Source organism: Meridianimarinicoccus marinus (assembly GCF_040689105.1).
Classification (GTDB): Bacteria; Pseudomonadota; Alphaproteobacteria; order Rhodobacterales; family Rhodobacteraceae; genus Meridianimarinicoccus; species Meridianimarinicoccus marinus.
Genome location: NZ_JBFBVU010000018.1, coordinates 24,308 through 45,288, shown reverse-complemented (window position 1 = coordinate 45,288; position 20,981 = coordinate 24,308). Strand labels below are relative to the sequence as shown.

The window sequence follows — 20,981 nt, the reverse complement described above, 5'->3', positions numbered from 1 at the left end:
TGCGCCCGGCTTCTTCCTCAAAGGAGCTTTCGATGGAAGTCACCCCCGACGCAGTGCGCATCTTCCTGTCCGCCCTGCACCCCTATGACGCCCTCCCCCCCGAAGACCTGAACCAGGTTGCCAACGCCTTCATGGTCGAGACGCGCAGCAAGGGCGAGACGATCTATTCCATCGGCGACAAGCTTCCGGGCCTCTATGTCATCCTCGATGGTTCGGTCGAGATCCACGATGCCCAGGGCGGCCAGCTTTCGCTGCTTGGCCCGCGCAACAGTTTCGGCGAACGCGGCCTGTTCCGGGACGGCATCGCCGTCACCAACGCCCTCGCCACCACCGATGTTTCCCTGCTGATCCTGCCGGTGACCGAGGTCACCCGCCTGCTGGACACGCAGCCCGCCTTTGCAAAATTCTTCGATCGCGGCACTTCGGGCGACAAGCCCAACACCATGTCGCTGGCCACCACGCAGGTGTCGAACCTGCTGACCGGCCCGCCGGTGTCCTGCCCGCCCACCACCTCGATCCGCGAGGCCGCGCGGCAGATGCGCGAAAAGAACATCTCCAGCCTTGCGGTGGTCGAGGACGGCGTCCTGAAAGGCATCGTCACCACCACCGACCTGTCGCACAGGGTCGTGGCAGAAGGCATCGATTCCGCGCTGGATGTATCGCGGATCATGACGCCGCAGCCGATCACCCTGCCCCCGGATGCGCTGGCCTCGGACGTGCTGCACGTGATGCACGAACGCCATATCGGCCATCTGCCCATCGCCGAGGGCGACCGCATCCTCGGCATGGTCACCCAGACCGACCTGACCCGCCTGCAGGCCATCACCTCGGCGCAGTTCGTCTCGGATGTCGCCAGTGCCCGCACCCCGGCGGCCCTGGCCAAGGTCACCAAGCAGATCCCGCAGTTGCTGGTGCAACTGGTGGGCTCGGGCAACCCGCACGAGGTCGTCACCCGGCTGATTACCGACATCGGCGATGCGGTCACCCGCCGCCTGCTGGCGCTGGCCGAAGCCAAGCTCGGCCCGCCGCCGGTGCCCTATTGCTGGCTCGCCTGCGGCAGCCAGGGCCGGCGCGAACAGACCGGCGTGTCGGATCAGGACAACTGCCTGTTCCTCGATGACCGCGTCACTGCCGAGGATATGCCCTATTTCGAGAAGCTGGCGAAATTCGTCTGCGACGGGCTGAACACCTGCGGCTATGTCTATTGCCCCGGCGATATGATGGCGACAGCGACCCGCTGGCGGCAGCCGGTGCGGGTCTGGCGCGGCTATTTCGAAGGCTGGATCGCCAAGCCCAGCCCCGAGGCGCAGATGCTGGCCTCGGTGATGTTCGACCTGCGAGTGATCGGCGGCGACGCCAGCCTGTTCGACGGGCTCCAGCGCGAGGTTCTGTCCAAGGCCTCGGCCAATTCGATCTTCGTGTCGCACATGATCTCGAACTCGCTCAAGCACACGCCGCCGCTGGGCCTGCTGCGCGGCTTCGCCACCATCCGCTCGGGCGAGCACAAGAACCGCATCGACCTGAAACACAACGGCGTGGTGCCGATCGTGGACCTGGCCCGGATCTATGCGATCCAGGGCGAGCTGACCGCCGCCAACACCCGCGCCCGCCTGATCGAGGCCGAGGCTAAGGGCGTGTTGTCGAAATCCGGCGGCAGCGACCTGATGGACGCCTACGACCTGATCGCCCAGACCCGTCTGGATCATCAGGCCAAGCTGGTGCGCCACGGCGCCGCCCCTGACAACTTTCTTTCGCCGACAGAACTGTCCGACTTTGAGCGAAGTCATCTTCGCGACGCTTTCGTCGTGGTAAAGACGCTGCAATCGGCTCTTGGACACGGACGCGGCATGATCGGTTAACACTTCGGTTCGCCGCTGCGGACCACCCTGGGAGGACATATGTTTCTAGAACTCTTCGCGACCTTCGCGATCGGCCTTGGCGCGGCAGGGGTGATCCTGCTGGTGAACCTGATCGTTGGCAAACGGCTGCCGCGCTGGATTCTGCCGGCCGGCGCGGGTCTGGCCATGATCGGGTTTTCGGTCTGGTCCGAGTACACCTGGTACGACCGCACCACGACCACCCTGCCCGAAGAGATCGTCGTCGCCTGGTCGCATGAAACCTCGGCGTTCTACAAGCCGTGGACCTATGTCTCGCCGCAGGTGGACCGCTTCGTCGCCGTGGATCGCGAAACCATCCGCACCAACGACGATCTGCCCGGCCAACGCATGGTCGACCTGTTTTTCTTCGGACGCTGGGCCCCGGTCCGGCAGATCCGAGTCGTCATCGACTGCGCCAACAACCGCCGTGCCGACCTCATGGAGGGGGTCGCCATGGATGCCGACGGCAATGTGGAGGAAAGCGCGTGGATTCCGCTGGAACCGGAAGATCCGGTTTTGCTCAAGACCTGTGAGGAGGAGGTATTGGGATGACAAAGACATTTTCATGCAACGGACACGAGGCCCGCGTGGCCCTGCTGGGGCTGGATGACACGCTGGGCGATGCCATCGAACACAGCCTCAGCCGCGATGGCTGCGCCCTGACCCGCGCGCCCTGCGCCACCAGCGTGCTGGATGGGCTCTGCGCCGCCTGCCCCGATGTGATCGTGCTGGAAAGCCGGACCAGCGACATGTCGGCCTTCGGCTTGGCGCAAGAGATCCGGCAACGCCGCGACCTGGATCATGCGCGCCTGCTGGTGCTACAGAATTCGGGCCGCGCCATCGACAAGCGCCGGGCCCGCGCCATGGGGGCCGACGCCTTCCTGTCGATGCCCTTCCCCATGTCGTCGCTGCGCATCGAGGTCGGACGGCTGCTGGAGGCCTGACCGATGTTCAACACCCTGTCTTTACGGCTGAGAATATTCCTGTTCTTCGCCCTCCTGGGCTGTGGCGCCCTGGCCATTCTGGCCGGCAGCCTCGCCTTCGCCGCCGCGCGCATGGATCCCGCGCAGCCCATGGCCGCCCTGACCACCGGCGGCATCATGGCCGGGTTCCTGACGGCCGCTCTTGTCGCCGGCATCTGGTACCTGTTTGACGAAAACGTCGCCCGCGCCATCGAACGGCTGTCGTCCGAATTGCGCGCCCGCGCCCATGCCGACATCTCTCGCGATCTGGACGCCGCGCCCGCGAAATACCTCGGCGATCTGGCCCCCGCCGCCGGCGAACTCACCAGGACCCTGGCCTCGGCCCGCTCCGAGCTTGAGGAAACCGTGGCCGAGCAGACTTCGCGCCTGAAGGAACAGACCGCGCAGCTGACCGCGCTGCTGTCGGACGTGGACATGGGGCTGATCCTGTGCGCGCCCAGCCACCAGATCGTGTTCTACAACCCGACCTCGGTGGATCTTCTGCAGGACACCGGGCGGCCCCGTCTGGACCGGATGATCTTCGACCTGCTGCGCGAAGGCCCGATCCGGCGCACCTATGAAACCCTGCTGAAGGCCGAAACCGGCGAGAAGCATCGCGACGTGCTGGTCTCGACGGTGGCCTGTGGCCGCACCATCGCGGCGCATATGCGACTGGTCAGCGGGGCGCTGGGGATGGGCGAAAAGCCCGGCTACGTGCTGACCCTGCGCGACGTGTCCAAGGACATGAAGATGCACAGCGAACGCGAACGGCTGCTGACCGAGACCATAGACTCGGTGCGCCTGCCCGCGGCCCGCCTGCAAGCGGTGCTGGACATGATCAACGATCCGGTCGGCGGTTTCGCCGATCATGACGCGGCCCTCCGGTCCGAAGCCGCCGAACTGGTCGAGGTCGTCAACACTCTGGCCGAACGCCACGACGCCGATCAGGACACCTGGTGGCCGATGCAGGACGTGCGCGCCTCGCAGCTGATCGACGCGATCCGTGGCCATCTTGGCCCCGACGCACTGCCGCTGGACGCGCCCAGCCCGCACATCAGCCTGCGCTGCGACGGCTTTGCCCTGTCCAGCCTTCTGGCCTCGCTTATCCACAAGATCACCGATCTGGGGCTGGCCAAGGCGCTGTCGCTGACCGTCGAGATGGAGGGGCCCGGTGCCATGGTCTCGTTGCATTGGGATGGCGGCGCGCTGCCGATCCCGGCCCTGCGCGAGGTTCTGGATGCCCCGCTGGAAGACGGCCCGATCGAGATCACCGGGCAGGAAATCCTGAACCACCACAACTCGGACATCTGGCCCGAAACCACGGACTCGGGTCAGGCCGCGCTGATGCTGCCCATCGCCGAGGCCCGCATGGTCGAGGCGCTGGGATCGCTGAAACCCGGCTACGGGCGGCCCACGGTCTTCGACTTCGACCTGCTGACCCAGGTCCGCGACGGCGCGGTGACCGGCAAGAAGCTGTCGGAACTGACCTATGTGGTCTTCGACACCGAAACCACCGGGCTCGATCCCAAGGGCGGCGACGAGATCGTGCAGATCGCCGCCGTGCGCCTGCTGAACGGCAAGCGCGTGGATGGCGAGGTGCTGGATCAACTGGTCGATCCCAAGCGCACGATCCCGCCCAAATCCACCGAGATCCACGGCATCACCGAGGACATGGTGAAGGGCATGCCCACCATCAAGGAAGCCGGGGCGCAGTTCCACCGATTCTGCCAGAACGCCGTGTTGGTCGCCCACAACGCGCCCTTCGACATGGCCTTCTTCCATCGCCATGCCGAGACCATCGGCGCGCCCTTCGATCACCCGGTGATCGACACGGTGCTGCTGTCGGCGATCCTGTTTGGCCAGAACGAGGTGCACACGCTGGATGCGCTGGCCGACCGCTTCGGTGTGGTCATCCCGGCCGAGGTCCGCCACACCGCCTATGGCGACACCGTGGCCACCGCCGAGGTGTTCCAGCGGATGCTGGCGATGCTGGAAGCGCAGGGCATGACCACCTATGACGATGTAGTCGCCGCGATGGAGAAAAACGCCCGCCTGATGCGCGAGATGAAGGCCCGCGTCGGCTGACCGCGCATTGTTGGTGCAGACACAAACGGGGCGGCCCAGGGGCCGCCCTTTTTTCATGCCGATCCCGGTCGGCGGCTGTTTTCAGCGGGCTGGCAGCGCAGCCATACGCCCGCCATACCTTTTCCAGACGCTGTCCAGCCCCGGAATTCGACCCTCAGCCGCGCTTGCCGCGCAGCCGTCCGACCACGCCCGTGGGAAAGAAATAGACGCTGAGCACAAACAGCACCCCCAGCCACAACAGCCAGCGATCCGGGTTCAGCAGGTCCGCCGCATAGGGCACATCCGCCAGTCCGCTGGCCGCCCCCGCCATCAGGTCTTTGAGGTAATTCTGCGCCAGCATCAGCACCACCGCGCCGATCACCGCGCCATAGATCGTGCCCATGCCGCCGATCACCACCATCAACAGGATGTCGATCATGATCTCGAAGCTCAGCACCGTGTCCGGCCCCACATAGCGCAGCCAGATCGCGAACAGCGACCCCGCCAGCGCCGCCATCACCGCCGACAGAACCGTCACCCCGATGCGGTAGCTGACCACCCGATAGCCGATGGCCTCGGCCCGGAAATCATTCTCGCGGATCGCCTGCAACACCCGCCCGAAGGGCGAGTTCACGATCCGCAGCATCAGCAGCACAAGGATCAGGGAACCTGCAAAAACAAGGTAGTAGTTGGCGATCTTGCCGCTGATCCGGTCGCCGCCGAGGGTCAGCATCGCCGGTCCCTCCTCGGTGCCGGGCGCCACCGCTTCGGGCAGGGCAAAGCGCCACTCCGGCGCCTGCCCATAGGTCACCGCCGCTGTCAACTCACGCGGGATGCGATAGGTCAGCCCATCCTCGCCGCCGGTCAGAACTGACAGCTGCGAGACCAGCACCGCCACCGCCGAGGCCACTGCCAGCGTGATCATGGCAAAGAAGATCGCCCGCACGCGCAGCGAGAACAGCCCGATCACCGCCGCCAGCAGCGCCGCCCCCAGCGCCCCGGCCCCGGCGCCCATCGCCAGCGCCTCGAAACTGCGGCCCATGTGGATCGACGCCAGCGCCACGCCATAAGCCCCGAAACCGAAAAAGATCGTATGGGCAAAACTGACCACGCCGGTATAGCCCAGCAGCAGATCATAGCTGGCCACCAGCACGATGAAGACACAGATCCGCGCCGCCGTATCCAGCGCGCGGGTGCCCTCGAACAGGAAGGGCGCGAAGGCCAGGGACAGGAATATCCCCAGCAAGATCAGCGACAAGAGGACGGATCCGGGTTTGTCGCCGGACAGCAGCCTGACCATCATTTCGCCCTCACAACCGGCAGCATCCCTTGTGGTCGCCACATCAGGATCAGCACCATCAGGCCAATGTTGGACACCAGCGCCATCTTCGGTTCCAGAAAGGCCGTGTAGTTCTGGGTCAGCCCGACCAGCAGCGCGCCGATGAAACAGCCCTCGACCGATCCCAGCCCGCCGATGATCACCACGATGAACACCAGCACCATCAGTTCGGCGCCCATCTGGGCGGTGACGACCTCCTGATACATGGCCCACATGACGCCGCCCAGCCCGGCCAGCGCCGAGCCGGCGACAAAGACCAGCACGAAGATGCGGCTCAGGCGATAGCCCATGGCCTCGACCATCTCGCCGTTCTGCACTCCGGCACGCACGATCAGCCCGATCCGGCTGAAGCGCAGCACCAGCCCCATCAGGGCAAAGACCACCAGCCCCACGGCCACCGCCAGCAGCCGGTATTTCTCCAGCGCGGCGCCCTGCCATGTCAGCGCGCCCTTCAGGGTCTCGGGGCGGCTGAGGAAGATCTCGTCCGGGCCCCAGATCACGTGGATCAACTGTTCGGCGATGATCAGCCCGCCCATGGTGACAAGGATCTGTTTCAGATGCGCACCATAGACCGGGCGCACGATCACCCGTTCGAACACCAGTCCCATGGCGCCGGTGGCCGCCATCGCCGCCAGCACCGCCAGGGCCACGGCGGCCAGGTTCAGCCCGAGATCCGGCGCGCCGACCCAACTGGCATAGGCGAACAGCACGCTCGCCCCGACGAAGGCCCCGACCGAGATGAAGGCGCCATGGCCGAAGTTGATGACATCCATCAGCCCGAAGACCAGTGTCAGCCCCGAGGCCATCAGGAAGATCATCATCCCCATTGCCAGCCCGGACACCGTCAGGGTCAGCCAGCTGGGCTGGATCGCGATGGCGGCCATCGGCAGGGCGGACCATGTGGCCGGCTCCAGCAGCGTTGCCCACCCCGCGCCCTCGGGCAGGCTGGCCTGCAGCGCCATGGCCACAAGGCCCAGGATCACCAGTCCCGGCACCAGCAGAAGCGGCACCAGCGCCGGAAAGCGGCGTCCGCCGATCCGGCGCGGTGTGGTGGCGTGGATCGCGCCCACGTCGGGGGTGCTGCTGCTCATAGGGCCTCCACGTTCAGTCCAAGGTAGCGCGCCTGCAGGTTGGGCGATCCGGCAAGTTCCGCCATTTCGCCCGCCCAGACGATGCGCCCGTCTTCCATCACCGCCGCAGTGTCGCCCAGTTCGGCGGCCACGGCGAAATTCTGCTCCACCATCAGGATCGAAGCGCCCTGCGATTTCAGATCCTTCAGCGCGCCCGCCAGCGAATGGACGATGGCCGGGGCCAGCCCCTTGGTGGGTTCGTCGATCAGGTACAGGCGGCGTTTCTCGATCACCGCGCGGGCCACCGACAGCATCTGTTTCTGCCCGCCCGACAGAGTGCCGGCTCGCGCCCGCCAGAATTGATCCAGCGCCGGGAAGGCGCGGAAGATCCAGTCCAGCCGGTCGCGGCTGATCCGGCCACTCCGGGCTGCCAGCGCCATGTTCTCGGCCACCGTCAGATCCGAGAAGATGCCCATATCCTCGGGCACGAAGCCGATGCCGGCCCGCGCAATCCGGTGCGGGCGCTGGCTTTGAATTTCCTGCCCGCCAAGTGTGATCGTTCCGGCCCGCGCCCGCCACAGCCCCATGATGGTGCGCAGCGTCGTGGTCTTGCCCGCGCCGTTGCGGCCCAGCAGCATGGTGACGCCGCCGGTGGGCACCTCAAGATCGACCCCGTGCAGGATGTGATAGCGGCCGATATCCGTCTGCACGCCCGACAGGCGCAGCAGGGCCGGGCCGCGCGGGGCCAGGATGGACGGGGTCACGGGCAGCGGCGTCTCGGGCAGCGGGGGGACCAGCGTCAGGCCGGGATCTTCCGGGTCATCCCAATAGGTGACCGGCGGCTCCACCCGGATGTGGATCGGCTGATCGTCGAAGGCGGCGGGATCGGAGGCCGCGCCCATGCCGTCTTCGGCCTGATGGTATTCGCTCAGGACAAGGGGGCCGGTGTCCGCAGGAATTGGGTCGTCTTCAAAGCCCGACGCATCTGCGATGGGCGGCACATCCTCGGTCCAGTCTTCGTCCTGTTCATCCTGCTCGGACAATGCCGCGTCGGGGTGAACGTCATCGTCAGCCAGGGAATCTCCGGCGTGGGTGACTTCGTCTTCCGGCCTAAAGCCGTCCTTCGGTTCGAATGGCTCTGGATCGTATTCCGGTTCCGCTTCCGAAACCCGTTCGGGTTCCGGCTCAAGCGCGGGCTCCGACCAAGGCTCAGGCTCAGGCTCAGGCTCAGGCTCAGGCTCAGGCTCAGGCTCAGGCTCAGGCTCAGGCTCAGGAACGGCGTCCGTCTTCGGCGCGGCCTCGGCAACCGGGTCCGTGTCGGGGAGCCCAGCCTCCTGCGCGTCCTCGGGTTCGGGATCGGGCGCGACTGGTGCGGGCTCTTCGAAAGAAGCACCAAACGGTCGGGTGGCCAGACGGGTGGCCTCTTCCAGCGAGGCACCGGGTTCGGGCGGCGCGAATTCCTCGCTCACGGGGGGCGGCGTTTTGGCCCTGGGCTTGGGCGCTTCGGCGGGCTGTTCGCCACGGGCGCGGGCGCGGGCGGCATCCATGGCCGCGGCCAGGCGGTCGACCCGCAGGTTGATCTTGTCTTCGTCGTCAGACATTGGCCTGTGCCCGTCCCATATAGGCTTCCTGCACGATGGCCGAGGCCATCACGTCCTGCGGGGCGCCATCGGCCACAAGTGCGCCGTTGTGCAGCACGATGATCCGGTCCGCCAGCGCGCCGATGACATCCATCTTGTGTTCCACCAGCAGGATGCATTTGCTGCGGTCCTGCGACAGTCGCGCGATCAGGTCCAGAACCACCGGCGCGTCATCGGGCGACATGCCGGCGGTGGGTTCGTCGAACATGTAGACCTTGGGATCCATGGCGATCAGCATTGCGACCTCAAGCTTGCGCTGGTCTCCGTGCGGCAGTTCGCTGACCGGCTTGTCGGCCTGCGCGCGCATCTGCACCTGTTCCAGCGCCTGATGGGTCATGTCGCGCATGTGGCCATCGCTGTCGGCCAGCCGCAGCAGGCGCCCCCCCTTGCGCTGATGCGCCTGCACCACCAGGCGAACGTTTTCATAGACCGTCAGATCGGGAAACAGGTTGGTCAACTGGAAGCCGCGCCCCAAGCCCATCCGCGTGCGTATCGAGGCGGGCTTGCGGGTGATGTTGCGCCCTTCCAGCAGAACGCGCCCGCGGGTGGCCGCGATCTGTCCCGAGATCAGGTTGAAGTAGGTGGTCTTTCCGGCCCCGTTGGGCCCGACGATCGCGGTCAGCTCGCCGGCCCGGAAGCCGGTGCTGATCCTGTCCACCGCCACGTGACCGCCAAACTGGACGGTCAGGTCACGGGTCTCCAATACCATATCGGCCATTGCCGTCACTCACCCGTCCGCAGCGCCCCGCCGGTGCACAAGGCAGGGCGCGCTATCGTCAATTGCGAACCGGGATCGGCATGTCGTCGATCGTAAGCTCACGTACCAGTTCAGGAATACCCCATTCCACGGTGTCGTCCACCTTGATCTTGAAATGATACATGGACTGCAGCGCCTGATGATCCTCGGCGCGGAAGGTCATGGTGCCCTTGGGCGTTTCCCACGACATGCCTTCCATGGCGGCTATCAGTTCCTCGGTTTCGGTAGAGCCTGCGGCCTTGATCGCCTCGACCACGGCGATGCCGGCGCTCATGCCGCCTGCGGTGAAGAAATCCGGCGGGCTGTCGTAGCGGGCGAAATGCTCGGTCACCAGCCAGTCGTTCACCGGGTTCTGCGGGATTTCGTAGTAGTAATACGTCGCCCCTTCCATGCCCGGCAGTTCCTTGTAGGCCTTCAGCGCCGCAAGGATGTTGCCGCCCGTGGCAATGTCGATGCCGAAGCGCGCTGGCTCCATCGCGTTGATCTTGCTCATCGGGTTGCCACCCCCGGCCCAGATGATGAACAGCTTCTTCTCGCCGTCCACGTCCTTCATGGCGTTGAAGATCCGCTCGGCGGCGGCGGTGAAATCGGTCGTATCCGTGGGCACGAATTCCTTGTGCACCAGCGCTGCCCCGGTGCCGGCGAGCGCTTCCTCGAAGGCCGCCACACCGTCGCGGCCAAAGGCATAATCCTGCGCCAGCGTCGCCACGCTGACCCCCTCGCCGCCCAGGGCCACGGCATTGGCGATGGCATCCTGGCTGGAGTTGCGCGAGGTGCGGAAGATGTAGCGGTTCCAGTTGGCGCCGGTGATGCTGTCGGCCACGGCCGGTTCGACAATCAGGATCTTCTCGTATTCCTCGGCCACCGGCAGCATCGCCAGCGCCACGCCGGAACTGACCGGGCCGACCGCCAGATCGACCGCGTCATCGCCATAGGCTTCTTCCAGCAGCGCCCGGCCGATGTCGGGCTTCAGCTGGGTGTCCTTCTCGATCACCACGATCTTCTCGCCGTCGATCTCCATGGTGCCGCCGGTGGCGTATTCCAGCCCCATCATCAGGCCCACATGGGACTGCTTGGCATAGGCCTCGAACGGGCCGGTCTTGCCGTAGACATGGGCGATGGTGATGTCGGCGGCGGCGGGCATGGCCAGCAGCGCCGACAGGGCAACCGCGCCAAAACGGGTGAAATTCATGGTCCAACTCCCTGAATACCGGCCCAAATGCCGGTGCAATTTCAGGAAGCCTAGGCAAGCGCAACGCCCCGATCAACCCGTTTGACGGGATGGGGCGCGATTGCGGTCAGCTGGCAAAAATTCCCTCGGTGTCGGCAAAGCCCTTCACCTCGATGGGATTGCCGCAGGGGTCGCGGAAGAACATGGTGCTTTGCGCGCCGGGCTGGCCTTCGAACCGGCGCGAGGGCGGCAGCACGAAATCGATCCCGGCCTCGGTCAGCCGCGCGGCCAGCGCCTCCCAGTCGGCCATGGTCAGGACCACGCCGAAATGCGGCATCGGCACCATGTGCTCGCCTACCTTGCCGGTGTTGCGGGTTTCCAGAACCGGGCCAAGGTGCAGCGACAGCTGATGGCCGAAGAAGTTGAAATCGACCCAGGTGTCGGTGCTGCGCCCCTCCTCGGCCCCCAGCAGCCCGCCATAAAAGGCGCGGGCGTCGTCCAGATCGGCCACATTGATGGCAAGGTGAAAGGGCATGGGCATGGCAGGAACCTTTGGCAGCTTGTCGGGGAGAAAACCTTCACTTACTGCTACTTTGGCGACACCACAGGGAGAGAGCAATGTCCGACACGGCAAAACTAGGTTTCGACACGCTGCAGATCCATGCAGGCGCCAGCCCCGATCCGGCCACCGGCGCCCGGCAGACACCGATCTATCAGACCACGGCCTATGTGTTCCGCGATGCCGATCACGCCGCGGCGTTGTTCAACCTGCAAGAGGTCGGCTACATCTATTCGCGCCTGACCAACCCCACGGTTGCCGTGCTGGCCGAACGTATCGCGACGCTGGAAGGCGGCGCCGGGGCGGTGTGCTGTTCGTCGGGCCATGCGGCGCAGATCATGGCGTTGTTCCCGCTGATGGGACCGGGCAAGAACGTGGTGGCCTCGACCCGTCTGTACGGCGGCACGATCACCCAGTTCAGCCAGACCATCAAACGCTTCGGCTGGTCGGCCAAATTCGTCGATTTCGACGATGTGGAGGCGGTGAAAGCGGCCATCGACGATGACACCCGCGCAGTATTCTGCGAATCCATCGCCAATCCGGGCGGCTATGTGACCGACCTGCCGACCATTTCGGGCATTGCCCATGACGGCGGCGTGCCGCTGATCGTCGACAACACCTCGGCCACGCCTTACCTGTGCCGCCCGATCGAACAGGGCGCCGACCTGGTGGTGCATTCGACCACCAAGTACCTGACCGGCAATGGCACTGTCACCGGCGGCTGCGTGGTGGACAGCGGCAAATTCGACTGGTCGGCCAGCGACAAGTTCCCCTCGCTCAGCGAACCCGAGCCCGCCTATCACGGGCTGACCTTCCACTCCGCCCTTGGCCCGATGGCCTTCACCTTCCATTCCATCGCCGTGGGGCTGCGCGACCTGGGCATGACCATGAACCCGCAGGCGGCGCATTACACGCTGCTGGGGATCGAGACCCTGTCGTTGCGGATGCAGCGCCACGTCGAGAACGCGCAGGTCATCGCCAACTGGCTGGAAGACGACGACCGGGTCGATTACGTCACCTACGCCGGGTTGCCCTCGTCGCCCTATTACGACCGGGTTCAGGCGCTGTACCCCAAGGGCGCGGGGGCGCTATTCACCTTCGCCATCAAGGGCGGCTACGAGGCCTGCGTGAAATTCGTCGACAGTGTCGAGATCTTCAGCCATGTGGCCAACCTTGGCGACACCCGGTCGCTGGTGATCCATTCGGCCTCGACCACGCACCGTCAGCTGACGCCGGAGCAGCAGGAGGCCGCCGGCGCGGCCCCCAATGTGGTGCGTCTGTCCATCGGCATCGAGGACGCCGAGGACCTGATCCACGACATCGATCAGGCCCTGGCCAAGGCCACCAGCTAGGCCCGATCAGTCGAGGGCGATGACCAGCGTTACCCGCGCGGTGACCTGCAATTCGCCCTCGGCCACCGGCACCGCCGCATCGGCCATCAGCGCCCGGCCCGCCATTTCGGGCCGGGGCATCCCGCCGCCCTGCTCGCTCAGGCTCAGCACTTCGCCCAGTTCGACCCCGGCCGCATCGGCGTAGAGCTTTGCCGAAGCCAGCGCATCGGCCACCGCCGCCTTGCGCGCGGCATCGCGTAGGCCTGCGGGGTCGGCAATGTCGAAGCTCAGCCGCGAGATGTCATTGGCCCCGGCCTTGACCAGCGTGTCGATGACCGGCCCCACCCGCGCCAGATCGGTAAGTTCGACCGCCACCTCGCTGCGCGCCTCGAAGCCGATCACCGCCAGCGGATCGACGCCGGGGTCATTGCGGTTGGGCCTCAGCGGCATCAGCCCCAGCGACTGGGTCTGGATCTTCTCGGGCGCGATGCCTTCGGCCTTCAGTGCCTCAAGCACCGCCGCCATCATGTCCGACATGGCCGCCAGCGCGCCCTCGGCGGTGTCGGCCCGCGCCACCGCGCCCGCCTGCAAGCGCGCCATGTCCGGAGCTGCGGCCACGCGCCCCTCGCCGGTCACGGTGATGCTGCGCTGCGGCGTGTCGGCAGCGGCAGCCCCGGCCATCAGCATCGCGCTCAGAAGAAGTGGGATCAGCGGTCTGGTCATGCTGTTTTCCTTTGGTTTGGATGTATTCAGGTCCGGTTGGGCCTGTCCTGTCTTTCCAGATATGGTAGCATTCTGGAAAACAAACCGCGCTATGCAGCGGCAAGGCAGTCCGGACAGGCAAATGACGCAACGATGTGCTCTCGACCTCTCGGAAGAGTGGGCAACGCTTCTGGTTCCCCAAGGCGGGGGCTGGGCGCGGCTGGGGCGCACGCCACTAGCCGGAGACGGGCTGCACACCCGGCTGTCGGCGTTGTTGCGTCTTGGTGCGGGGCATCTGGATACACCGCTGGAGGCGCTGGATCTGCTGGTGGCGCTGCCCCCCGACCAGATGACCTATGCCGCGCTGCCCGTGCAGGAGATCGGCGAGACCGCCGAGGACCCTACCGCCCGGCTGATCGCGGTTCTTTGTGAAAAGCATCCGCATCTGACCGAGGACATGGCGCTGGATTGGGATTTGCAGGGCGGCTGGTTCCTGATCGCTGCCGCCCCGCGCGTGGTGATCGAGGAAGCCACGGTGTTTCTGCAAGCCTGCGGGGCCACGCCGTCGGCCTTCACCGCCCGCCCCGAACCGGGCCAGTTCCCGGATCAGCCCGACCTTGGCGGGCTGCGGCCTGCGGATGGCGCGCAAGGCCCCCCCCATCTGCCCGACCCCGACACCGCCCCCGGCGTGACCGAGGTGCCTGTGGAACCGCCGGTCGCACGCGCGCCGTCGCCCTCTCTGGCCGCGCAAATGAAGGCGCGCGCCCGCGCCGATGAGGTCGCCCGCCGCAACCCCGAACATCTTCGCAGCCTCGACGAGATCGAGGCCGACGATCCGCCGCCCCGCGTCAAGCGCGCCGTGGCGGCGCGCAGCCTGCGCCACCGGCTGACCCCCGGCCCGCGCCTGCGCATTGCCGCCGCGCTGACGGGGGTGCTGGTGGCCGGTCTGTCCGTGGCTGCGCTCTGGCCCGTTGAAGATGTGCCCGAGGTGCAGGAAAGTGAGCCCCCGGCCCGGATCATCGCGGCGGAGCCGGAACAGCTTGAGGACGCCGAAATCGCGGCGGATGAGGCCGAAAACGCCGAGAGCATCGCTGCCGCCGCCGATCCGGTCGGGATGACGCGCACCGCCGACCTGCCGCCGCCGCTGCCCGAGGATCTGACGGTTTTCTACAGCCCGGCGCCGATCCTGACCCAACCGCTGGACGATCAGGATCTGCTGGACCTTGCGATGCCGGGGCTGGATCCAAGCTTTCGCACAGACGCGCTGGCGCTGACCGATCTGACCACCTGGTCCGCCGACAGCCTGCCCGCCTCGCCCCAGCCGCCCGGACCCGCCGCGCAGATCTTCGTGGTGGACGAGCGCGGTCTGGTACGCCCCAGCGCCGAAGGCACGCCGACCCCCGACGGGGTGCTGGTGTTCGAAGGTCAACCGCCCGGTCAGGCCCGCCCGCGCCCGGACCGGGACGAGCCGGTCGAAGTCACCATCGTGCTGACCCGCGCCGGTCTGGCCGAGGATCACCCGCTGAAAAACGTCGCGCCCCGCGCCCGTCCGCAGGGTCTGGACGAAAGGTTCGAGCGCGCCGCCCTTGGCGGCAAGACCAAGACCGAACTGGCACTCTATCGCCCGGTGCCGCGCCCGGCCTCGGCCCAGGATGCGGTGCGCGACGCGCCCGCCACCGCGCAGGCCGTCAGCCAGGCCCCGCGCCCCCAAGCGCGCTCGCCGCAGGCGGCCCAGCGGTTTGCCGCCGCCAGCGTGGCCAAGCCCAAGCCGCAAGTGATTCGGCAGGACCAGGTGGCGACGCCCACGGCGGCCTCGCCCCAGAAGGTGGCGAAACAGGCCACCCGTGGTAGCGGCATCGACCTGAACGAGATCAACCTTCTGGGCACTTTCGGCTCAAGCCGGTCACCGCGCGCCCTTGTCCGCCTGCCCTCGGGCCGGGTCGTCAATGTCGAGGTCGGTGACCGCATCGACGGCGGCAAGGTGTCGGCCATCAACCAAGGGCGGCTGAGCTATGTGAAGGGCGGACGCAACGTGACCTTGACCATGCCGCGCGGCTAGAAATCCCCCGCGCCGGTAAAAAGCGCGTGGGATGGCCGCATCCGCGCAATGACCGGTGGCGGCCCCGCGACCAGCGCGTCACAGTGGGGTCAACCCGCAACGCCCGCACACCCGACCAAACCGAGGGACCATGGAAAGTTTCCTGTTTCAGGCCGTGATCTATCTTCTTGCCGCCGTTCTGGCGGTGCCCATTGCGTCGCGCCTGGGATTGGGATCGGTGCTGGGCTACCTGCTGGCCGGCATCCTGATCGGGCCGGTTCTGGGCGTGGTCGGCAGCGAGACCGAAAGCCTGCAACATTTTGCCGAATTCGGCGTGGTGATGATGCTGTTCCTGATCGGGCTGGAACTGGATCCCCGCGCCCTCTGGGCGATGCGACACCGGTTGATCGGCATGGGCGGGTTGCAGGTGGTGCTGAGCACCGGCGCGATCATGGCCGCCGCCATGGCGTTGGGGCTGACATGGTCGGCGGCGCTGGCGGTGGGGCTGGCCCTGTCGCTGTCCTCGACCGCGATCGTGTTGCAGACACTGTCCGAAAAGCGGCTGATGCAGACCAATGGCGGGCGGGCCACCTTCGCGGTGCTGCTGACGCAGGATGTGGCGGTGATCCCGATGCTGGCGCTGTTGCCGCTGCTGGCGCTTGGCGGTGTCAATCCGCATGCGGTCGTGGCCCATGACGTCGCCGGACATGGCGCCACTTCCGCCGGTGGGATGATGGAATTCGCCAACTGGGCGCGCGGCCACCTGGCCCAGCTGCCCGGCTGGGGCGAGGCGCTCGTGACTCTGGCCGCGCTGGTGGGCATCATCCTTGCGGGCATCTTTCTGACCCGCCCGGTGTTCAACGCCATCCACGCCACGCGCCTGCGCGAGATGTTCACGGCGCTGGCGCTGCTGATCGTCATTGCCATCGCCTGCCTGATGCTGATCCTTGGCGTTTCACCGGCGCTTGGCACCTTCCTGGCCGGGGTGGTGCTGGCCAACTCGGAATTCCAGCACGAGATGGAAACCGCACTTGAGCCCTTCAAGGGCCTGCTTCTGGGGCTGTTTTTCATCACCGTCGGCGCGGGCATGGATGTGGCCACCTTCCTGGCGCAGCCGTTCAAGCTTCTGGCGCTGACCCTGGCGCTGATGTTCACCAAGGGCGCGATCCTGCTGTTGCTGGCCCGCATCTTCCAGCTCAAGGGACGCGATCAGCGATTGTTCACCCTCGGGCTGGCGCAGGCCGGGGAATTCGGCTTCGTGCTGGCCGGGTTCAGCCTGCAACGCGGTGTGATCCCGCCGGAATACCAGCAGGTCATCTATCTGGTCATCGCCCTGTCGATGCTGCTGACGCCGCTGTTCTTCATCGCCTACGAGGTCCTGTCCAAGCGCGTCCATTCGGACGAACCGCCAGACCAGCCGCCAGACCAGATCCAGCAGGAAGGCCCGATCATCATCGCCGGTGTCGGCCGCTTCGGGCAAGTGGTCAACCGCATGGTGCAGATGAGCGGCTTTCGCACCACGGTTCTGGACAACGACCTGAACACCATCCGCCTGATGCGACAGTTCGGGTTCAAGGGCTTTCTGGGCGATCCCACCCGCCCCGATCTGCTGCGCTCGGCCGGGCTGATGGAGGCGCAGGTGCTGGTGGTGGCGATGGACGACAAGAACGCCTCGACCCGGATCGTGCGCTATGCGCGCCGGGTGCGGCCCGACCTGCACATCGTCGCCCGCGCCCACGACCGGGTGCATGTGTTCGAACTGTACCGCGCCGGGGCTGATGACATCGTGCGCGAGATGTTCGACAGCTCGCTGCGCGCCGCGCGCTATGTGCTGGAGAACATGGGGCTGAGCGAGTTCGAGGCCAACGAGCTGGAAACGCTCTACTACAAGCTCGACCGGAAAGCCCTGCGCGAACAGGCCGAAGTCTGGAAGCCCGGCGTGCCGGTGACCGAGAACGCCGCCTATATGGCGCGGGCCAAGCAGTTCAGCCGCGAGCTGGAAACCGCGCTGGTCAGCCAGGTGGAACGCAAGGACGGCTCTTTCGAGGACAAGGAAGCGATCCCTGCGCCGACGGACTAGGGCTCAGCCACCGGCCACCCCGGCTTCGGCGAAGGTGGCCATGCCGGAATGGCAGGCAACCGCGCCTTGCAGCACCCCGATGGCCAGCGCCGCGCCCGAGCCTTCGCCCAGCCGCATCCCGAGGCTCAGAAGCGCGGGTTTGTGCAGGGCATCCAGCAGCCGCTGATGCGCCTGTTCGGCCGAGCGGTGCCCGGCCACGCAGTGATCCAGCGCACCGGGCCGGGCCTTTTCCAGCACCGCCGCCGCAGCGCAACAGATGAACCCGTCCAGGATCACCGGGATGCACAGGCTGCGGGCCCGCAGGATGGCCCCGGCCATGGCGGCGATCTCGCGCCCGCCAAGGGCTTGCAGCACCTGCAGCGGATCCGCCAGCAGATCGGCATTGGCTGCCAGACCGTCCGCCACCACCTGCGCCTTGGCCTCGAGGGCCGCGCCTTCGACGCCAGTGCCGCGCCCGGTCCAGTCGCGTGCCGTGCCGCCGAACAGGGCCAGAGCGATGGCCGCCGCAGACGTGGTGTTGCCGATGCCCATTTCGCCGGTGATCAGTAGGTCGGCGTCCGGGTCCACGCCTTGCCAGCCAGCGCTGAAAGCGGCGCATATCTCGGCCTCACTCATCGCCGGACCTTGGGTGAAATCCTGCGTCGGGCGGTCCAAATCCAGCGGCACCACCATGAAGGTGGCGCCAAAGCATTTGGCCAACTGGTTGACCGCCGCCCCGCCGGCCTGGAAATTGGCCACCATCTGCACTGTCACCTCGGGCGGGAAGGCCGACACGCCGCGCGCGGCGACCCCGTGATTTCCGGCAAAGACCAGAACCTGCGGCGCGCGGATGACCGGGCGGTGATCGCCGCGCCAGCCAGCGTACCAGATCGCCAGATCCTCCAGCCGTCCCAGCGCGCCGGGCGGTTTGGTCAACTGGCCGTTGCGGTTCAGCGCCCCTACCACGGCCTCCTGATCGGGGTTCGGAAGTTGGCTCAGGATCTCGCGGATTTGCGAAAGCGACTGAAAGGGATCCTGGGACATGCGCGGCCTCGTTGCTTTTGTTCCGGCGGGACGTTAACGGCGAACAACACGGAGGAAAACCGCCAAGTGACCGCACCCCGACCTGCCCTTCTGGACCCCGCCGACCCGGCCCTGGCCCTGGGTCTTCTGACCCGCCTGCCAGTGCCCGTGGCAATGAACACCGCGCAGCGGCGCGGGGCGCGCGCCGCCTGGGCCTATCCGTTAGCGGGGCTGGTTGTGGGGGGATTGGCGGCGCTGTTGATGCAGGCCGCGCTGTGGGCCGGTCTGCCCGAGGGCCTGTCGGCGGCGCTGGCGCTGGGGCTGACGGTGGTGCTGACCGGCGCGATGCACGAGGACGGTCTGGCCGATTGCGCCGATGGCTTCTGGGGCGGCTTTGCCCGCGACCGACGGCTCGAGATCATGCACGACAGCCGCATCGGCACCTACGGCGTGCTGGCGCTGATCCTGCTGGGGCTGCTGCGCTGGCAAGGGCTGGCCGAATTGGCGCGGCACTGGCCGGTGCTTCTGGCGGTCGGGATGCTGTCGCGCGCCGCGATGGTGGTGGTCTGGGCCGCGCTGCCCCCGGCGCGCGCCGACGGGTTGGCGCGCTCCCTTGGACAGCCGCGCCCGGCCACGGCGGCCGTAGCTTTGGGCCTTGCGATCGCCGGAGCCTGGGCCTGTCTGGACAGCAGCGTGATGGTTGCGGCGTTGGCGACCGCAGCCGCTGCCGTTGCCGTGGCATTGCTAGCCCGTGCCAAGATAGGCGGCCAGACCGGCGATGTGCTGGGCGCCACGCAGCAGATCGCCGAGGTTGCCGCCCTGCTGAGCCTGACCGTGCTGCTGACATGAAAAAGCCGCCCCCGAAGGCGCGGCTTTGAAATCTTCGAAATGGCGGGCGCTCAGGCGGCGCGGCTCATCAGAACCTCGCCCACGACCTTCTGGGCTTCATCCTCGCCCGAGCCTTTGACGGCGGCCACTTCGCGGGTCAGACGCTCCAGCGCGGCTTCATACAGCTGCCGCTCGGAATAGCTCTGTTCGCGCTGGTCGTCGGCACGGTGCAGGTCGCGGACCACCTCGGCAATGGCGATCAGATCGCCCGAGTTGATCTTCTGTTCGTATTCCTGCGCCCGGCGCGACCACATGGCTTTCTTGACCTTGGCCTTGCCCCGCAGGATTTCCATCGCGTGGCTGATCACGTCTGGCGTCGACAGCGCCCGCAGGCCGGCGCCGGCCGCCTTGGCCGTCGGAACGCGCAGGGTCATCTTGTCCTTCTCGAACGAGATCACGAAAAGTTCAAGCTTGAGGCCCGCAACTTCCTGTTCTTCGATCGAGACGATTTTCCCGACGCCATGGGCCGGGTAGACAACGTAATCATTGGCACGGAAATCCGGCGTGTACTCTTGGCTCATCTGGACGTGTTCCTTGCTCTGGCCGCGACGATTCCCGTGCAATCACCGAGAACCGAGGCGAAAAAAGAAACGTGCTCGCACCCATGATGCGAGACGTTTCCGGACATTTATACTTCGCTGACCAAAATATATAGCACATATACGCAAAAATTCAAAGCCCCGCATACCGGCACGGAAAATGCCGGAGTGCGGGATGCAGGTCGTGCGGCGGAAATCAGCCGCCTTCGCCGGGCGCTTCCGAGAAGTATTTGCCCAGTTTGTCCTTTTCGCCGTCGCGTTCCTCGGCCTCGGGCAGCGGTTCCTTCTTGGTATAGATCACCGGCCAGAGTTCGCTATACTTGCGGTTGAATTCGACCCATTGCTCCATGTCCGGCTCGGTATCCGGGCGAATCGCGTCTGCCGGGCATTCCGGCTCGCAGACGCCGCAGTCGATGCATTCATCGGGGTGGATCACGAGTGCATTCTCACCCTCGTAAAAACAATCCACCGGGCAGACCTCGACGCAGTCGGTATATTTGCAGGCGATACAGTTGTCGGTGACGACATAGGTCATGGGGCGCACTCATCCGTTTGTTTGGCGTTTCCCTACTCCGACCGGCCCGATCATTCAAGACGGGCCTGTTTGGCCGCGCGTGCGGCGCGGCGGTCACGGCTGTCGGGGCGGCCGTGAACAGGGCGCGGGGCGCTGTCGTCGCGCGGAGTCTGCGGGGTCAGGTCTTCGTAAAGCGCCTGCGCCTCGGGGGCCGGTCCGCGCCGGTCGGCCAGGGCGAGGATCTTGATGATTCGCACGGTTTTCGCCTGCGGGAAGGTCAGCACATCGCCGGCGCGAATGGCCTGCGCCGCCTTTTTGGCGTGCTGGCCGTTCACCCGCAGATGCCCGGCCGCCACCACGGCGCTGGCCTTGCTGCGGGTCTTGAAGAACCGCGCATGCCACAGCCATTTGTCGACGCGCATGGAGCCAGGCTCTTGCGCGCCGGGTC

19 protein-coding genes are annotated in these 20,981 nt (G+C 66.5%); 8 read left to right on the top strand and 11 right to left on the bottom strand.

From position 1 onward, the window contains the following. The first annotated feature begins 32 nt into the window (after window positions 1-32). From AB0T83_RS13710 to AB0T83_RS13695, 4 genes are read left to right on the top strand one after another with little or no spacing between them, the layout of a single operon-like run. A complete protein-coding gene (locus tag AB0T83_RS13710; RefSeq protein ID WP_366193711.1) occupies window positions 33-1,859 on the top strand; it encodes a DUF294 nucleotidyltransferase-like domain-containing protein in 1,827 nt (608 codons plus the stop codon). Between the two features lie 39 nt (window positions 1,860-1,898). Continuing rightward, a complete protein-coding gene (locus AB0T83_RS13705; protein WP_366193710.1) occupies window positions 1,899-2,429 on the top strand; it encodes a hypothetical protein in 531 nt (176 codons plus the stop codon). Further along, window positions 2,426-2,821, top strand: a complete 396-nt coding sequence (locus AB0T83_RS13700; protein ID WP_366193709.1) for a response regulator — start codon at window positions 2,426-2,428, stop codon at window positions 2,819-2,821. Before AB0T83_RS13705 ends, AB0T83_RS13700 begins: the two co-directional genes overlap by 4 nt. A 3-nt stretch (window positions 2,822-2,824) precedes the next feature. Further along, window positions 2,825-4,924 carry a 3'-5' exonuclease gene (locus tag AB0T83_RS13695; protein WP_366193708.1) on the top strand — a complete coding sequence of 700 codons (2,100 nt, stop codon included), beginning with the start codon at window positions 2,825-2,827 and terminating at the stop codon, window positions 4,922-4,924. 154 nt (window positions 4,925-5,078) lie between these two features. Here the strand turns inward: AB0T83_RS13695 and AB0T83_RS13690 are convergent, their stop codons facing one another. The 6 genes from AB0T83_RS13690 to AB0T83_RS13665 form a co-directional block, all read right to left on the bottom strand. After that, complete coding sequence (locus AB0T83_RS13690) at window positions 5,079-6,206, bottom strand: branched-chain amino acid ABC transporter permease (protein WP_366193707.1); 1,128 nt, start codon at window positions 6,204-6,206, stop codon at window positions 5,079-5,081. Next, entirely contained in the window at window positions 6,203-7,333 is a 1,131-nt protein-coding gene (locus AB0T83_RS13685) for a branched-chain amino acid ABC transporter permease (RefSeq protein WP_435891174.1), read from the bottom strand. Before AB0T83_RS13685 ends, AB0T83_RS13690 begins: the two co-directional genes overlap by 4 nt. After that, the gene (locus AB0T83_RS13680; RefSeq protein ID WP_435891175.1) at window positions 7,330-8,082 is read right to left on the bottom strand and encodes an ABC transporter ATP-binding protein; all 753 of its coding nucleotides are present in this window, start codon (window positions 8,080-8,082) and stop codon (window positions 7,330-7,332) included. The genes AB0T83_RS13685 and AB0T83_RS13680 overlap by 4 nt, the downstream gene beginning before the upstream one ends. An 823-nt stretch (window positions 8,083-8,905) precedes the next feature. Further along, entirely contained in the window at window positions 8,906-9,670 is a 765-nt protein-coding gene (locus tag AB0T83_RS13675; RefSeq protein WP_366193706.1) for an ABC transporter ATP-binding protein, read from the bottom strand. A 58-nt stretch (window positions 9,671-9,728) separates the two neighbouring features. Then, entirely contained in the window at window positions 9,729-10,901 is a 1,173-nt protein-coding gene (locus tag AB0T83_RS13670; protein ID WP_366193705.1) for a substrate-binding domain-containing protein, read from the bottom strand. 106 nt (window positions 10,902-11,007) lie between these two features. Next, entirely contained in the window at window positions 11,008-11,421 is a 414-nt protein-coding gene (locus tag AB0T83_RS13665; protein ID WP_366193704.1) for a VOC family protein, read from the bottom strand. 77 nt (window positions 11,422-11,498) lie between these two features. Here AB0T83_RS13665 and AB0T83_RS13660 point away from each other — a divergent pair, with 77 nt between their 5' ends. Next, window positions 11,499-12,791 (top strand): O-acetylhomoserine aminocarboxypropyltransferase/cysteine synthase family protein, encoded by a 1,293-nt coding sequence (locus tag AB0T83_RS13660; protein WP_366193703.1) that lies wholly within the window; start codon window positions 11,499-11,501, stop codon window positions 12,789-12,791. A gap of 6 nt (window positions 12,792-12,797) precedes the next feature. Here the strand turns inward: AB0T83_RS13660 and AB0T83_RS13655 are convergent, their stop codons facing one another. Continuing rightward, the gene (locus AB0T83_RS13655; RefSeq protein WP_366193702.1) at window positions 12,798-13,493 is read right to left on the bottom strand and encodes an SIMPL domain-containing protein; all 696 of its coding nucleotides are present in this window, start codon (window positions 13,491-13,493) and stop codon (window positions 12,798-12,800) included. Between the two features lie 121 nt (window positions 13,494-13,614). Here AB0T83_RS13655 and AB0T83_RS13650 point away from each other — a divergent pair, with 121 nt between their 5' ends. Further along, complete coding sequence (locus AB0T83_RS13650; RefSeq protein ID WP_366193701.1) at window positions 13,615-15,531, top strand: hypothetical protein; 1,917 nt, start codon at window positions 13,615-13,617, stop codon at window positions 15,529-15,531. Between the two features lie 130 nt (window positions 15,532-15,661). Then, window positions 15,662-17,590 (top strand): cation:proton antiporter domain-containing protein, encoded by a 1,929-nt coding sequence (locus AB0T83_RS13645; protein WP_366193700.1) that lies wholly within the window; start codon window positions 15,662-15,664, stop codon window positions 17,588-17,590. A gap of 3 nt (window positions 17,591-17,593) precedes the next feature. Here AB0T83_RS13645 and cobT read toward each other — a convergent pair whose 3' ends face one another. Further along, entirely contained in the window at window positions 17,594-18,613 is a 1,020-nt protein-coding gene (gene cobT / locus AB0T83_RS13640) for a nicotinate-nucleotide--dimethylbenzimidazole phosphoribosyltransferase (protein ID WP_366193699.1), read from the bottom strand. 66 nt (window positions 18,614-18,679) lie between these two features. Here cobT and cobS point away from each other — a divergent pair, with 66 nt between their 5' ends. Then, window positions 18,680-19,441, top strand: a complete 762-nt coding sequence (cobS, locus tag AB0T83_RS13635; RefSeq protein ID WP_366193698.1) for an adenosylcobinamide-GDP ribazoletransferase — start codon at window positions 18,680-18,682, stop codon at window positions 19,439-19,441. Window positions 19,442-19,491: 50 nt separating this feature from the next. On the opposite strand, the gene AB0T83_RS13630 is transcribed toward cobS, so the two are convergent. The 3 genes from AB0T83_RS13630 to AB0T83_RS13620 form a co-directional block, all read right to left on the bottom strand. After that, entirely contained in the window at window positions 19,492-20,001 is a 510-nt protein-coding gene (locus AB0T83_RS13630; protein WP_366193697.1) for a CarD family transcriptional regulator, read from the bottom strand. Between the two features lie 214 nt (window positions 20,002-20,215). Continuing rightward, on the bottom strand, window positions 20,216-20,554 hold the full coding sequence (fdxA, locus tag AB0T83_RS13625) for a ferredoxin FdxA (protein WP_193141167.1): 339 nt from the start codon (window positions 20,552-20,554) through the stop codon (window positions 20,216-20,218). A gap of 50 nt (window positions 20,555-20,604) precedes the next feature. After that, window positions 20,605-20,955 carry an RNA-binding S4 domain-containing protein gene (locus AB0T83_RS13620; RefSeq protein ID WP_366193696.1) on the bottom strand — a complete coding sequence of 117 codons (351 nt, stop codon included), beginning with the start codon at window positions 20,953-20,955 and terminating at the stop codon, window positions 20,605-20,607. Window positions 20,956-20,981: the final 26 nt, after the last annotated feature.